Below are 13,869 nucleotides of genomic sequence, written 5' to 3' on the forward strand. Positions count from 1 at the left end.
GGCGAAAACGGCCGAAAAAGCGCAGTTTACGTGTTGTAAATGAGCATTTTGAGGTCGTTTTCAACGCAGTATCGGCAACGCAGGTAGTTTTTCAACGGCCTGCTAAGCCGGCAGATGCCCGGTCTTCACCCAGATCAGGCAGCCCGCATCGCTGAACGGCATGTGTTCGGACAGATGCGGATTACGCAGCCAACTGCCGGCCGGGTAGTCGCCGAATTCGTCCTGGAAGGTGCCTTCGAGCACCAGAATTTCCTCGCCACCCCAGTGCCGATGGCGGTTGAAACGCGTGCCCGGCGCCCAGCGCACCAGCGCCACATGCTCAGTACCATGCTGATGCAGCGGCAGCACCTGCAGGCCCGGTACCAGCCCCGGTAGCCAGACGGCCGTGCGGCTGTCGATCACCACCGCCTGCTGATCATCAACGGCGAACTGCATGAGTTTGACGAAGATCGTGCAGCCTTCCCGACTGAACGGTGCGTGCTGGCTGCCGATCGGGTTGCGCACATAGGTTCCGGCCGGGTAGTCGCCACGTTCGTCGGAGAACACCCCGTCCAGCACCAGGAATTTCTCGCCCCCCGGATGCGAGTGCGCACTGAACTGCGAGCCGGCGGCATAGCGCACGATGGACGTGGCGCGCGCCAGCTCCGCACCGATGCGGTCGAGCATGATGCGCTCCACCCCGGCCATCGGCGATGGCACCCAGGGGCTGTCGCCGGGGCGAATCACCACTCGTTGGCGGAAATCGGCGTTGAGTTGCATGGGCTTGGCACCTTGCTCCGGTGTGATGAATTAGAACCCATCCAGCCGGTTTGTCACACCTGGGCCAAGGCGACTTAGTAGCCAGTCATCTCCAGATAGCCACGCCCACCGACGCTGCCGCGCAGGTGCACCGGGCCTTCCCAGTAGGGGAAGGTGGTGCCCATCCAGGCCTGCGGCTGCAGCGCCTCGACCTCGATATCCACGCCATGGCCCGCCACCTGCACGCGCCAGCGAGTCGGCAGCCGACGACCGTTATCCAGCTCGGTAGTGGCCAGCGGGCTGAGCTGGATCTGCTCACCGCGCAGCGCTTGGTTGCGGCCGTCGGCGCCGATCCAGGTGCCGGCGCGATAGGGTTGGCCATTGGCCTGGCGCACCTGGAACAGCATCAGCTTGGCGCCGCCGTCCAGGTGCAGGGAGAACCAGTCCCAGCCCTGCTGCTCGGCGGCCAGCGGCTGGCTGCTCCATTCGCGGTCGAGCCAGGCCTGGCCGCTGACCCGATGGCGCTGGCCGCCCTGCTCGATCGTGCCGCTGACCCGGTAGAACGGCTGGCTGTAGTAGTAGGAGGCCTGGCCCTGGCCGGACTTCTCGCTGTAGCCCTGCGCGCCGTGCAGCACCAGCGGGCCGTCGGCGCGCAGTTGCAGGTCGTAGCCAAAGTCCGCGCCGGCGGCCTGCATCTGCAGCTGCTGCAGGCCCTCGCCAGCCGTGCTGTGCAGCGACCAGTCGTCGATCCAGGCGCGGAACGGTTGCGCCGCCACCCCGGCCTGGCCGATGCCGCCACGGCCCAGGCGCTCGGCGAACTGGTGGCCGAACGGCCCGCTCTGGCCGGCGTGGCCCAGCCACAGGTTGGGGCTGTCCCAACCCGCCTGCTCGGCACCCGGGCGCAGCGCCGAGCGGAACAGCGTCCACTGCACGCCCCAGTCGCGGCCCTGCTCGTCAGTCAGGTTGGCGGTGACGTACCACCATTCGATGCGGTAGCCGTGGTGGGCGCCATGATCGAGCGGGAACTGCAGCGGCCGACCCGGCTCGACCGGGACGAAGCCTTCCACCGCCTGGCCAAGGCCAGCGAAACCGGCGCTCGGCGCGGGCGCGTCGTCACAGCCGCCGAGCAACGTGGCAGCCAGTAGAAGTAGAGCCCTAGCGTTCATCAGCGAATTGCCTCAACAGGTCGGCCGGCTGGCGGCGCGCCAGTTGCCACAGCGGCCCGGCGGCGGCCAGCAGGCTGGTGCACAGGCCGAGCAGGCCCAACTGCAGCAACTGGGTGGGGAACACATGCAGCGGCAGGCGCCAGCCGAAGGCCTGCACATTGACCACCGCCACCAGGCACCAGGCCAGCAGCAGGCCCAGGGGCATGGCCAGCAGCACGGTGAGGCTGGCCAGCAGCAGCGTCTGCCCCAGGCTCAGCCAGGCCAGGCGCACCCGCCCCAAACCCAGCGCCCAGAGCGGCGCCAGCTGGCCCAGGCGACTCTGGCCAAGGGTCAGCAGGCTGATGAACAGCGCCACGCCGGCCACACCGAGGGTCAGGCTGTTGAGCGCGGCGGTGGCGGCGAAGGTGCGCTCGAACACCCGAGTCGACCAGCGCTTGAGCGAGGCCTGGTCGATCAGCCGAGTGCCATCCAGGGCGTAGCGTTGCTCCAGCTCGGCCTTGAGCAGTGCGACCCGCGCGGCCGGCAGGCGCAGGCTGAGGTTGCTCAGGCTGGCGTCCGGCCAGTGCCGGCGCAGCCAGGCGGCGTTCAGCAACAGATGGCCCTTGGGGTTGCCGTAGTCGGCATACAGGCCGAGTACCGGCAGGCGTTGTTCACCACCAGCCGCCGGTAACGTCAGCGCATCGCCCAGGCGCAGCTTGAGCCGGCGCGCCAGTTGCTCGCTGAGCAGCACGCCCTGCCCCGCCGCCAGCTGCGTCCAGGCGTCGTCCTGCTGCTCCAGCAGCGGCCAGTGCTGGCGGTAGCTGGGGTGATCGACGATGCCCTGCAGCTGCGCCGGCCAGCCCTGCAGGCGCAGGTCGACCCGCCAGTGCGGCAGGATCGTGATGCCCGGCTGTGCCTCGAGCCAGGCGCTGATCTGCTCGGCCTGCTCGGTGTCGCGCGGGGCCAGGTACAGCTCGGCGGACAGGCGCTGGTCGAGCCAGCCGCTGAAGGTCTGGCGAAAGCCCTCGGTCATGCTGCCGACGCCGACGCTGGCGGCCAACGCCAGCAGCAGGGCCATCAATGCCAGGGCCAGGGCCGGCAGCTGCTGGCGGCTGTCGGCGACGAACCATTCGCTCAGCGGCCCGCGACAACGCCGGGCGAGCAGCGCCAGGGCACCATCCAGCAAGGCCGGCAACAGCAGCGCCGCGGCCAGGAGCAAGACGGCGAGCAGGACGAAGGCCGTCAGCAGGCTGTCGCCGAACCGCCAGCAGGCTAGCGCCAGCACCAGCAGCCCGGCCGCCAGCCAAGCCTGGCGCCGTAACCACAGGCCCTGAGCCAGGCGCCAGGCCTGCGGCTGGGCCAGCGCCAGCAACGGCAGGTTGGCCGCACGCAGCAGGCTGCTGGCGCCGGCGAGCAAGGCACCAAGCAAACTGATGGCCAGCCCGGCCAGCCACCACTGCGGCGCCAGGCTGAGCTGGCCGGCCACCTCGGCGCCATACAGGCCGCGCAGGCTGGCGGCGACATCGGCCAGCAACAGGCTGGCCAGCCCGTAGCCGCTGGCCACCCCGGCCAGGCCGCTGAGCAGGGCGAACAGGCCCAGTTCGATGGCCAGCGCGCCGAGCAGCCCGCCCAGGCTGACGCCGCAGGCACGCAGGGTGCGCAGCAGGCCACGGCGCTGCTCCAGGGCCAGGCCGATGGCGGCATGCACGATAAACAGGCCGACGATAAAGGCCAGCAGGCCGAGGGCCGTGAGGTTGAGGTGGAAGCTTTCGGTGAGGCGCTGCAGGTCGTCGCCGTCCGCGGCCGGTTGCAGCTGCAGCACGGCCTGCAGTTCGCCCGGCAGCACGCGCGTAGCGAAATCCGCTGGCAGCAGCAGGCGCGACAGTTGCCCCGGCGCCTGCAACAGGCGCTGGGCCTGGCCGATATCGACCACGATCACCCCCGGTGCCAGTTGCTCCTGCACCTGCAGCGGCGGCAGACGCTGGCCGTCTGCCGTGAGCGCCTGTTCGCCCACGCGCAAACCTAGGCGTTGCAGGGTGTCGGCGGCAATCCAGGCCTGACCCGGACTGCCGAGGAAGCTGGCGATATCCAAGCCATCGGCTGGGCGCCCGGCCACCGCGCTGCCGTGCGGCAGGCTCAGCGGCTCGATGCCAAGCAGTTGCACGCTCAGCGGTTCCTCGCCGGCGAAGCGCAGGCGCCCTTCCAGCAGCGGCGACACCGGCCAGCCGCTGCGGCGCAGCTGCACATAGGCGGCCTGGGCAAAGCGTGGGCCCTGACGCGCCACCAGCTGCGCCTGCGCCGGGCCGGCCAGCACCGCACTGGCGCGGGCATAGTCGGCGCGCGCCTGGCTGTTCAGCGCCTGTACCCCGGTCCATAACGCGGTGGCCAGCCACAGGCCGGTGAGGATGCTGAAGAACTGCAGCGGATGACGGCGCCAGTGGCTGAGCAGTGCCTGCAGGCTGATGCGCAGCATGCCCATCAGGCCCGCGCCGCCGCGACCCGGCCCAGGTGCAGGTACAGGCTGTGTTCCAGGCGGGCGGCCAGACGGGCGCTGTGGGTGACCATCAGCAGACTGCTGCCGGCCTCGTCGACCAATTGCAGGAGCAGGTCGAGCACCGCCTCGCTGCTCGCCTCGTCCAGGCTGCCGGTGGGTTCGTCGGCCAGCACCAGCGCCGGTCGCGCAGCCAGGGCCCGGCCGATGGCCACCCGTTGCTGCTGGCCACCGGAGAGCTGTTCCGGGTAGCGCTGCAACAGCGGGCTCAGGCCCAGGCGCTCGGCCAGGTAGGCGACCCAGGCCGGATCATGGCGGCCGGCCAGGCGCGCCTGGAAGGCCAAGTTAGCCGCCACGCTGAGGCTGCTGATCAGGTTGTACTGCTGGAACACCAGGCCGATGCCTTCGCGGCGCCAGCGCGCCAGTTCGGCCTCACGGCGCCCGTCCAGCGGCACGCCGTCGACCAGGATGCGTCCGCTGTCAGCCCGTTCCAGGCCGGCGACCAGGTGCAGCAACGTGCTCTTGCCGCTGCCGGACTCGCCCATCAGCGCCAGGCTGCTGCCGCCGGGCAACTGCAGATCGACCCCACGCAGCACCGCCAGGTTGCCCTGGGCGGTGGCGAACGACTTGTGCAGATTCTCGACGATCAGCATTGGCAGCTTTGCCCCCACGCAATAGCGGTCAACCCCAGCATAGGGTGCGCCGTGTGTTCACCGGAAGATGCGTACCGACCGCTGCTGAACACGGCGCCCCCTACTGACAGCAACAGCCGGCAAGCATTCTCACCTTGGCGGCACCAGCCAGTCGGCCCATGATCAGCCTTTGCCTTGCCACAGGCCAGCCGCATGCCGCGTTCATCGCCACCGAATGTTTCCGCCCTGGGCCGCTTCCTGCGCCTCGGCAGCACCGGTGCGCGCATCGCCGGCAACCTCATGCTGCAGGGCCTGACGCCTGGCAAGGCGGGTCTGGACTGGCAACCGGTGGGCGATCTGCTCGGCGATGTGCTGGGGCAGATGAAAGGCCCGGTGCTCAAGCTCGGCCAGCAGGCCTCGCAGTGGCAGGGCGTGCTGCCCGAGCCGATCAGCCAGGCTCTGACGCGCCTGCAGAACCGCGTGCCAGCCCTGCCCTTCAGCGCCCTGGAAGACCATCTACAGCAGCTCTACGACGGCCAGCTGCACCAGCTGTTCCAGCCCATCGACACCGAGCCATGCGCCGCCGCGTCGCTGGGCCAGGTGCACCGCGCCCGCGATGCCCAGGGCCAGGCCCTGGTGCTGAAGATCCAGTACCCCGGCATCCGCGAGATCTGCGCCGCCGACCTGCAGCAGTTGCGCCGCCTACTGCCGCTCGGCCGCCTGTTCCGCGCCCCGGCCGAACAGCTGGAAGCGCTGTACAGCGAATTGCACGGCAGCATCCACGCCGAGCTGGATTACCAGGCCGAGCAGGTCAGCCTGCAGCGCTTCTGCACGCACTTCGCCGACTGGCCGGGCCTGCGCCTGCCGCAGCCGCTGCCCGAGCTATGCCGTCCCGGCGTGTTGGTGCTGCACGAAGTGGCCGGACACTCGATGGCCGAAGTCGGCGGCGCTTCGGCTGAGGTGCGGGAACGCCTGGCCCTGAGCCTGTGCGACTGGCTGGGCGAGCAGGTGTTCGGCCTCGGCTTGCTGCATGCCGATCCGCACCCCGGCAACCTGGCCTGGACCGATGCCGGCGAGCTGGTGGTGTATGACTTCGGCAGCGTGCAGCCACTCGAGCCGGCGCTGCTCGATGCCTATGTGCAGCTGTTCGCCGCCCTGCGCGGGCCGAGCAGCGACGCCCTGGAGCCGGCCTTCCAGGCCCTCGGCGGGCGCCAGGCCGACAGCCCGGCGCCGCATGGCCTGTACAAGCGCATCCACAAGTTGCTTCACCCGCTGCTGCAACCCGGCGCGCAATGGGACTTCCACGGCGCAGCCCTGCACCAGCAACTGCTGGAACTGTTCCCGCTGCTGATGGCCGCCCTCGGCAGCCTGCAACCAGCCTCCGGCACCCTGCTGGTCAACCGTACCCTGGAAGGCCACTACTGGAACCTCTACCGCCTCGGCGCCTGCCTGCCGCTGGCCGACCTGCTGGAGCGGCATATCAGCCGCTGGGCCGCGCGCAGATCGGCCTAGCCCGGCTGCGCACAGGGTTGCGCCAGGCGTCGTTGAACGCGGCGGTCATAGCGATCCGATTGCCGTCGATCTTCAACTGTCTATCTTCAACTAGGCCGACAAATACTCCAGAATCGCTGGGCCCGCCGGGGCCGAACCGCCCCACGCAATTGCCACCGCACTACAAGGACGACGCCATGACCGGCACATTGAAACTCCCAGCCCTGTTCGCCATCGCCCTGCTCGCCGCCTGCAGCAGCAACCCGGAAAAGCCGCAGAACCAGGCCCCGGACAGCAGCAAGGCGCTGCTCAGCGAACCCACCGCCGACTTCGACAGCCGCTGCGACGCCGACCCGGTGCATGACCTGATTGGCGAGCAACTCGACGACGAGATGGCAGTAGAAGCGCGCGACAAGGCCGATGCACGCTTCCTGCGCATCACCCGGCCGAACCAGCCGGTGACCATGGACTACAACGCGCAGCGCCTGAACATCGACATCGACGATGCCGGCGTGGTGCTGCAGGTCAGCTGCGGTTAAGCCGGTGCGCTGGCTGTGCGGCGCCCTCGCCGCCTGCCTGGTCGAACCCGTTCTGGGCCTGGGCCGCGAGGTCGGCTACGCGGAAGCGGCCGGCCACTTCGCCAGCCTGCAGGAGCTGCAGCACTGCGGCGAATGGCAGCTAGGCGAACGTGCCGTAGCGCTACGCCTGCTGCGCTTTAGCCTGTATGGCCAGGACCTGCTGTTCGTCGATCTGCTGCAGCCCGCTGCCGACGGCACCCACCTGCAGGTTGAGCGCGGCTTCGGCTTCATCGAGTTCAACAACGACCACGCCGAGATGAGCCTCGCCCAGCTGCGCTGCAGCAGCGACGGCAAGACCGGCGTGCACATCAGTGGCATCGCCGAAAACGGCCACGATGGCTCGCGCCAGCGCTTTCAGATCAATCTGGATGGCCGTAGCGGCGCCTACCGTTACCAGGCCAGCCCCAGCGAGTAGGCCTTCCCGGCGAACGCGGCGCCCGGTTCATCTGACCGTCAAACCAGCCACCACCGGGCTAATATTGACTTGGCCATCTTCTTGCCTGTAGATGCTTGGCCGACTGGCGACCTATCCACGCGCGCCGACACGTCGAACCGCCATTGCGAGCAAGACCACAGAGAGACCGAGTCGTGAAGGTCAGCCTGATCGCCCTGCTGTTGCTACTGTCGCCTGGCTACGCCAGTGCCGAACCCTGGCTGGTCTATACCCATAGCCTGGGCGAGCAAGGCGTAATCATCGATGGCACCCTGCGCGGCAAGGAGCATGGCGGCAAACGCGCCTTCTATCTAGAGCTGGTGCATGCCCTGCTGGCTGAACTGGGCAGCCCCACGCCGATCAGCGAAGTCCCTCTGGCACGCGGGCTGAAACTGGTTACCGAACAACCGCACGTGGTGCTGTTCAATCTCAGCCGCACGCCGGAGCGCGAGGGCCTGGTGCACTGGGTCGGCCCGACCCTGCAGGAAACCGACTACCTCTACGAGAGCAGCGACGCGCCCACCGGCATCCGCAGCCTGAACGATGCCCGCGACCTGCCGGTGTGCATCCTCAACGGTAGCGCTCATGACGAGCTGCTGGGCAAACAGGGCTTCACCCAGTTGAAGCGTCACAACTCCTACAGCGGCTGCTTCCGCATGCTGGCTGCCGGCCGGGTGCAACTGGTGGCCTCGGCCGATGGCGGTCTGCAGCAGAAGCTGGCCGAAGCCCAGGTCGACCCCACCCGTATCCGGGCCACTCCGGTGGTGCTTGGCCATGACCGGGGCTTTATCGCCCTGTCGAAAGACACCTCGCCGAACGACGTGGCGCGCTGGCAGGCGGCCCTCGACAAGGTGCGCGGCAACGGCCAGTACCAGGCGCTGTACCAGCGCTACGGGCAATAGCCGGACACGCTGGCGACAGGCCGTTACCAGTCCAGTTTTAGCCGACTCTCGAAAGCGCGCTCGACACCGCTGAGCGGGTCGACGAAGCGCAGGGCCTGGGCCAGCAGCTTGAGCGGGCGGCTGTAGTCGTCCGGCGCATCGCGCGCATCGAGCAGCTCGGGGTAGAAGCTGTCGTTGCAGATCCCCGCCCCCAACGCCGCCATATGCACGCGCAGCTGGTGCTTCTTGCCGGTCACCGGGAACAGGCGGTAGCGCCACAGTTCGCCATTGCGCTCGATGACCTCGATATGGGTCTCGGTATTCGCCTCGCCCGCGCCTTCCTGCATGCGGAAAAACGGCTCGCTGGCGACCAGACGGGTAGCCCGTTGCAGGGGGAACTGCAGTTCGGGCAAGGCCGCGGCGATGGCCTCGTAGCGCTTGTCGATGCGCCGCTCGCGAAACAGCGCCTGGTAGGCGCCTCGGCTTTGCGGGTTGGCGGAGAACAGCACCAGGCCGGCGGTGTGCCGGTCGATGCGGTGCAGCGGCACCAGGTGCGGATTGCCCAGACGCCGGGTCAGGCGCGCCTGCAGGGTTTCCTCGACGTATTCGCCGGCCGGCATCACCGAGAGAAAATGCGGTTTGTCCGCCACCACCAGATGCTCATCCACATGCAGCACGCTTTCCTCGAAGGGAATGCGCGTTTCCGCCAGCACTTCGCGGTAGTACTGCACGCGCAGGCCTTCGCGGTAGGGATGCGCGGGGACGATCGGCTGGTGCTCGGCATCCAGCACGCGGCCGCGGGCCATGCGATCCAGCCAGGTGTCGCGACTGATCGCCGGGAAATGCCCGCACAGGCAGTCAAGCACGGTCGCCCAGGGACCGGCCGGCAGGTGCAGGATGCTTGGGCGAATGCTGGGGGCGGTGGCGGACATGGACGGGCTCGGCTAACAACACGACGGCGCGCATTATTCCGCAATGCGGCGGCAAATGCCCGGCCACCCGTCATTCACTGCCGGCCCGGTACAGCCAGTACAGCCAGTACAGCCAGTACAGCCAGTACAGCCAGGCTGGCAAACGCCACGCTACTGTGACTACAGCAGTCGCGGCGTTTGCCGCAGCATGGCCTGACCTGCACGTAACGGGAGCACACTCAGGATGAAAACCATTGGCCTGATCGGCGGCATGAGCTGGGAGTCGACCATCCCCTACTACCGCCACCTCAACGAGGCGGTGAAGGCACGCCTGGGCGGACTGCATTCGGCCAAACTGGTGCTCTTCAGCGTCGACTTCCACGAGATCGAGCGCCTGCAGCAGAGCGGCGACTGGGACCAGGCCGGGCGCCTGCTGGCCGACGCGGCGCAGGCCCTGGAACGCGCCGGCGCCGAGCTGCTGGTGCTGTGTACCAACACCATGCACAAGGTGGCGCCGGCCATCGAGCAGGCGGTGGGCATTCCCCTGCTGCATATTGCCGACCCGACCGCGACGGCGATCAAGGCCACCGGGCTGAGCACGGCCGGCCTGCTCGGCACCCGCTTCACCATGGAGCAGGATTTTTACCGCGAGCGCCTGGAGCAGCGCCACGGCATCCGCGTGCTGATCCCCGACGCGCCGCAGCGCCAGGACGTGCACCGGATCATCTACGAGGAGCTGTGCCTGGGCCAGGTGCGCGAAGAGTCGCGGGAGATCTACCGTCGCATCATCGCCAGCCTGGTGGCACAGGGTGCGCAGGCGGTGATCCTCGGCTGCACCGAAATCGGCCTGCTGGTCGGCGCCGGGGATGCTAGCGTGCCGCTGTTCGACACCACCAGCCTGCATGCGCAGCAGGCCGCCGAGTGGGCGCTGGCCGGGCACGGGGCAAGCGCAGGCTAGCTGGTCAGCTGCTCGACGCCCTGATCAAACAGCATCACGCGGTCGCGCCCGGCGGCCTTGGCGGCATACAGGGCCTGGTCGGCGCCTTTGACCAGCATCTCGGGGCCATCGCCCACTTGCGGCGTCAGTACATGCACACCAGCGCTCAGGCTCAGGCGCAGCCATGGGCAGCCGGCATGCACGATGGCCTGCGCCTCCAACGCGGCACGCACCTGTTCGGCCACCTGCAACGCCCCTTCGGCGTCGGTTTCCGGCAACAGCAGGCAAAACTCCTCGCCGCCATAGCGCACCGCCAGGTCCGCCGGGCGCTTCTGCCCGCCGCGAATGGCCTTGGCCACGGCACGCAGGCAGGCATCGCCGGCGGAATGGCCGTAGATGTCGTTGTACTGTTTGAAGTAGTCGACATCGAACAGCACCAGCGCCAGTGGCCGCTGGTAGCGCGAGGCACGGGCGAACTCGTCGTCCAGGGCGCGAATGAAACGCCGGCGATTGCCCAACTGGGTTAGCTCGTCTTCCAGTGCCTGCTTTTCCAGACGCAGGTTGAAGGCACGCAAGGCATCGCGGGTGGCCAGCAGCTCGGCTGCGGTCTTCTGTCCCTGTTTGATCAGGCGGATCAGGTAAAAACCCAGCAGCAATAACAGACCGGCCAGCAGACTGATCACCACTAGCTGGCGGGCGGTGTCTGCGCGCCAGTCGGCGAGGATGTCCTGTTTGGCCAGGGCGGCCACCACCACCAGCGGATAGCCCTGAACCTGGCGGTAGCTGAACAGCCGCTCGACGCCATCGAGCAGCGACGGCAGCATCGCCGTACCGGCCGGACTCTGCGGCAGCAGACGGCTGAAGATCTGGCCCTGGCTGATATCCGTGCCGATCGTCGATTCGCGGTAGGGGCTGCGCACCAGCACGATGCCGCTGTTCAGCACCAGGTTGATGGTGCCGTTTTCGCGGATATCGAAGGTGGCATAGAACTGGCGCAGGTACTCGACGGAGATGGTCGCCAGCGCCACCCCGGCGAAATTGCCCTGGGCATCCTCCAGGCGCCGCGAGACCGGGATGATCCACTGGTTGTTGGTGCGACTGCGGATCGGCGGACCAATATGCGGGCCGTGATCATCCGGGTGGTCACGGTGAAAGATGAAGTACTCGCGGTCGGCATTGTTGGCCCCTTCAGGGATAGCGCCGAAGGAACTCACCAGCCAGTTGCCATCGCGGTCATAGGCGAACAGGCCGTGCAGCTCGGCCTGGCCGAAGACATGCTGGCGCATCAGGCCACCGAGGCGCTGCAGCTGCGCCGGACCGGTGCCATCCACCTGCAGGCGCTCGACCAGATCGAGCAGCACGGTGTCGGCCTTCTTCAGGCTATCGGCAGCCTGCCGCGCCAGCGCCGAGGCCAGGTTGGAGGTCTCGATCTGCGCATCGCGCATCTGGATGCTGCGGGCCTTCCAGATCAACCAGGCATCGGTGGCCACCAGCGACAGACAAACCAGCACCACGAAAGCCCGCGCCAGCGGCAACACGGCCGGCTTGAGCAGCCAGCGGCGCCAAGGGTGGATATCGCGCGGTTCATCGCTCATGGGTTGCTGCTAGCCGCTCCTGTTTGTAAAACGCTACTGTTTGAATAGAGGAAAGGTCGCCCCGGGTCAACCGAACGACCGCAGCACATGCACCAGCAGACCGGCAGCGGCGCAGGCCAGCAGCACTTCGATCACCCCGCGTTTGAAGGCGAACAGCGCCACCCCGGCCGCCACCGCGAGTAGCGCCGATAGCCAGTCGAAGACCCCGGCAAAGCCCTGCGGCCACAGCACATGGTAGGCAAAGAACAGCGCCAGATTGAGGATCACCCCGACCACCGCGACGGTGATCGCGGTCAGCGGTGCGGTGAACTTCAGCTCGTTGTGGGTCGACTCCAGCAACGGCCCGCCGATCAAAATGAACAGGAAAGACGGCAGGAAGGTGAACCAGGTCACCAGGCCCGCCGCCACTGCACCGCTGACCAACGCCGAGTCGGCGCCGAACACCGGCTGCAGGTAGGCGCCGACGAAGGCCACCACCATGATCAGCGGCCCCGCCGATCACCCTTGCCCCAGATATGCATTGCCAAAAATGCTCGCAAAAAGCCGTGACAGCTGCTCGACGCGGCAGGCGCGGACGGGAAAATGGCATGTTCGGCAAGGACGCCGGCGCCGCGGATGCATAAACTAGCGGCTATCTGCTTACCCTGCTGCCCGAGGTTCTCCATGACAGACGTTGCTGCATCCTCCACCGCCATCATCATCGGCGCCGGCCACGCCGGCGGCGAACTGGCCGTCAGCCTGCGCAACGAAGGCTGGAGCGGACGCATCCTGCTGATCGGCGAGGAAGCGCACCTGCCCTACCACCGCCCACCGCTGTCCAAGGCCTACCTGGCCGGCACTGTCGAGAAGAACAGCCTGTCGATCCGCCCGCAAGCGGCCTATGACAAGGCCAATGTGGAAATCCTCAGTGGCGTGCGCGTCGATTCCATCGACCGGGCTAACAAGAACGTACAACTGGCCGATGGCCGCAGCCTGGCCTACAGCAAGCTGGTCATCGCCACCGGCGGCCGCCCACGCCCGCTGGCCGTACCTCAGGCCAAAGCCGCCGAGGCCTGCAGCAACTTCCACTACCTGCGCACCCTCGACGATGTCGAGCTGATTCGCAGCCAGCTGGCTCCGGGCAAGCGCCTGGTGATAGTCGGCGGCGGCTATATCGGCCTGGAAGTGGCCGCCAGCGCCGTGCAGCAGGGTCTGCAGGTGCAGATCCTGGAAGCCATGCCGCGGGTGCTGCAGCGGGTCACCGCCGCCGAGCTGTCGGCCTACTACGAGCGCAAGCACCGTGAAGCCGGGGTGCAGATCCGCACCAATGTGCAGGTCAGTGACCTGGAGCTGGACGCCAGCGGCCAGGCCGTCAGCGCCGTGCTGTGCAGCGACGGCACGCGCATCGCCGCTGACCTGGTGGTGGTCGGCATCGGCCTGCTCGCCAACACCGAGCTGGCCGCCGCCGCGGGTCTTGCGGTGGACAACGGCATTCTGGTCAACGAGTACGCGCAGACCTCGGACCCGGACATCTACGCCGCCGGCGACTGCACCAACCATCCCAACGCCCTGCTCGGCCGCCGCCTGCGCCTGGAGTCGGTGCCCAACGCCTTGGAGCAGTCGCGCTGCGCCGCCGCCGCGATCAACGGCAAGCTCAAGGCCTATGCTTCGGTGCCCTGGTTCTGGTCCGACCAGTTTGAGCTGAAACTGAAGATGGTCGGCCTGTCCCAGGATTATCAGCAACTGGTGCTGCGCGGCACGCCGGACAGCGACAGCTTCTCGGCTTTCTACCTGAAGGACGGCAAGGTCATCGCCGCCGACACGGTCAACCGCCCGCAGGACTTCATGGCCGCCAAGCGTCTGATCGCCGAAGGCATCGTCCTCAGCGCCGCGCAGCTGGCCGATGACAGCAAACCGCTGAAGGAGCTGCTGCCGCCCCCAGCGGCCTGAGCCAGGCAAGAAAAACCGGCCAATAGGCCGGTTTTGTAGCCCGGATGCAATCCGGGGACGGAGCTGCGGGCTGCCCCGGATTGCATCCGGGCTACGCGGCGCTGGCGG

Annotated in this window: 12 protein-coding genes and 1 pseudogene; 6 read left to right on the top strand and 7 right to left on the bottom strand. The window is 67.8% G+C overall.

All coding sequences use genetic code 11. The annotated features are described in order from the left end of the window. Positions 1–102: 102 nt before the first annotated feature. From LRS11_RS21470 to LRS11_RS21485, 4 genes are all read right to left on the bottom strand, one after another. The gene (locus tag LRS11_RS21470) at positions 103–759 is read right to left on the bottom strand and encodes a cupin domain-containing protein (RefSeq protein ID WP_260494848.1); all 657 of its coding nucleotides are present in this window, start codon (positions 757–759) and stop codon (positions 103–105) included. Positions 760–833: 74 nt separating this feature from the next. After that, entirely contained in the window at positions 834–1,904 is a 1,071-nt protein-coding gene (locus LRS11_RS21475) for a lipocalin-like domain-containing protein (protein WP_260494849.1), read from the bottom strand. Further along, positions 1,894–4,362, bottom strand: a complete 2,469-nt coding sequence (locus LRS11_RS21480) for an ABC transporter permease (RefSeq protein WP_260494850.1) — start codon at positions 4,360–4,362, stop codon at positions 1,894–1,896. Before LRS11_RS21480 ends, LRS11_RS21475 begins: the two co-directional genes overlap by 11 nt. Beyond that, positions 4,362–5,027: an ABC transporter ATP-binding protein gene (locus tag LRS11_RS21485; protein ID WP_260494851.1), complete on the bottom strand. Its 666-nt coding sequence runs from the start codon at positions 5,025–5,027 to the stop codon at positions 4,362–4,364. The genes LRS11_RS21480 and LRS11_RS21485 overlap by 1 nt, the downstream gene beginning before the upstream one ends. A 192-nt stretch (positions 5,028–5,219) precedes the next feature. On the opposite strand from LRS11_RS21485, the gene LRS11_RS21490 reads away from it, so the two are divergent. The 4 genes from LRS11_RS21490 (at position 5,220) to LRS11_RS21505 (ending at position 8,410) form a co-directional block, all read left to right on the top strand. Next, positions 5,220–6,518 carry an ABC1 kinase family protein gene (locus LRS11_RS21490; RefSeq protein WP_260494852.1) on the top strand — a complete coding sequence of 433 codons (1,299 nt, stop codon included), beginning with the start codon at positions 5,220–5,222 and terminating at the stop codon, positions 6,516–6,518. Between the two features lie 176 nt (positions 6,519–6,694). Further along, positions 6,695–7,036 carry an I78 family peptidase inhibitor gene (locus tag LRS11_RS21495; protein ID WP_260494853.1) on the top strand — a complete coding sequence of 114 codons (342 nt, stop codon included), beginning with the start codon at positions 6,695–6,697 and terminating at the stop codon, positions 7,034–7,036. Between the two features lie 4 nt (positions 7,037–7,040). After that, complete coding sequence (locus LRS11_RS21500) at positions 7,041–7,490, top strand: hypothetical protein (protein WP_260494854.1); 450 nt, start codon at positions 7,041–7,043, stop codon at positions 7,488–7,490. Positions 7,491–7,663: 173 nt separating this feature from the next. After that, on the top strand, positions 7,664–8,410 hold the full coding sequence (locus tag LRS11_RS21505) for an ABC transporter substrate-binding protein (protein ID WP_260494855.1): 747 nt from the start codon (positions 7,664–7,666) through the stop codon (positions 8,408–8,410). Positions 8,411–8,433: 23 nt separating this feature from the next. On the opposite strand, the gene LRS11_RS21510 is transcribed toward LRS11_RS21505, so the two are convergent. Further along, the gene (locus LRS11_RS21510; protein ID WP_260494856.1) at positions 8,434–9,321 is read right to left on the bottom strand and encodes a pseudouridine synthase; all 888 of its coding nucleotides are present in this window, start codon (positions 9,319–9,321) and stop codon (positions 8,434–8,436) included. Positions 9,322–9,544: 223 nt separating this feature from the next. Here LRS11_RS21510 and LRS11_RS21515 point away from each other — a divergent pair, with 223 nt between their 5' ends. Further along, entirely contained in the window at positions 9,545–10,258 is a 714-nt protein-coding gene (locus LRS11_RS21515; protein ID WP_260494857.1) for an aspartate/glutamate racemase family protein, read from the top strand. On the opposite strand, the gene LRS11_RS21520 is transcribed toward LRS11_RS21515, so the two are convergent. Next, the gene (locus tag LRS11_RS21520) at positions 10,255–11,832 is read right to left on the bottom strand and encodes a sensor domain-containing diguanylate cyclase (RefSeq protein WP_260494858.1); all 1,578 of its coding nucleotides are present in this window, start codon (positions 11,830–11,832) and stop codon (positions 10,255–10,257) included. The two genes, LRS11_RS21515 and LRS11_RS21520, sit on opposite strands and share 4 nt — an antisense overlap. 66 nt (positions 11,833–11,898) lie before the next feature. After that, positions 11,899–12,324: pseudogene (locus LRS11_RS21525) on the bottom strand (chromate transporter); the annotation flags it as partial. A gap of 171 nt (positions 12,325–12,495) precedes the next feature. Between LRS11_RS21525 and LRS11_RS21530 the strand changes: the two are divergent. Beyond that, a complete protein-coding gene (locus tag LRS11_RS21530; RefSeq protein WP_260494860.1) occupies positions 12,496–13,761 on the top strand; it encodes an NAD(P)/FAD-dependent oxidoreductase in 1,266 nt (421 codons plus the stop codon). The last annotated feature ends 108 nt before the right edge of the window (positions 13,762–13,869 follow it).

Source organism: Pseudomonas sp. J452 (assembly GCF_024666525.1).
GTDB lineage: Bacteria > Pseudomonadota > Gammaproteobacteria > Pseudomonadales > Pseudomonadaceae > Aquipseudomonas.

What these genes read in the sequence shown, in the direction of transcription:
- LRS11_RS21520 (WP_260494858.1), bottom strand. Translation starts at nt 11,832, where the DNA reads ATGAGCGATGAACCGCGCGATATCCACCCTTGGCGCCGCTGGCTGCTC.
- LRS11_RS21480 (WP_260494850.1), bottom strand. Translation starts at nt 4,362, where the DNA reads ATGGGCATGCTGCGCATCAGCCTGCAGGCACTGCTCAGCCACTGGCGC.
- LRS11_RS21475 (WP_260494849.1), bottom strand. Translation starts at nt 1,904, where the DNA reads ATGAACGCTAGGGCTCTACTTCTACTGGCTGCCACGTTGCTCGGCGGC.
- LRS11_RS21530 (WP_260494860.1), top strand. Translation starts at nt 12,496, where the DNA reads ATGACAGACGTTGCTGCATCCTCCACCGCCATCATCATCGGCGCCGGC.
- LRS11_RS21515 (WP_260494857.1), top strand. Translation starts at nt 9,545, where the DNA reads ATGAAAACCATTGGCCTGATCGGCGGCATGAGCTGGGAGTCGACCATC.
- LRS11_RS21510 (WP_260494856.1), bottom strand. Translation starts at nt 9,321, where the DNA reads ATGTCCGCCACCGCCCCCAGCATTCGCCCAAGCATCCTGCACCTGCCG.
- LRS11_RS21470 (WP_260494848.1), bottom strand. Translation starts at nt 759, where the DNA reads ATGCAACTCAACGCCGATTTCCGCCAACGAGTGGTGATTCGCCCCGGC.
- LRS11_RS21495 (WP_260494853.1), top strand. Translation starts at nt 6,695, where the DNA reads ATGACCGGCACATTGAAACTCCCAGCCCTGTTCGCCATCGCCCTGCTC.
- LRS11_RS21485 (WP_260494851.1), bottom strand. Translation starts at nt 5,027, where the DNA reads ATGCTGATCGTCGAGAATCTGCACAAGTCGTTCGCCACCGCCCAGGGC.
- LRS11_RS21490 (WP_260494852.1), top strand. Translation starts at nt 5,220, where the DNA reads ATGCCGCGTTCATCGCCACCGAATGTTTCCGCCCTGGGCCGCTTCCTG.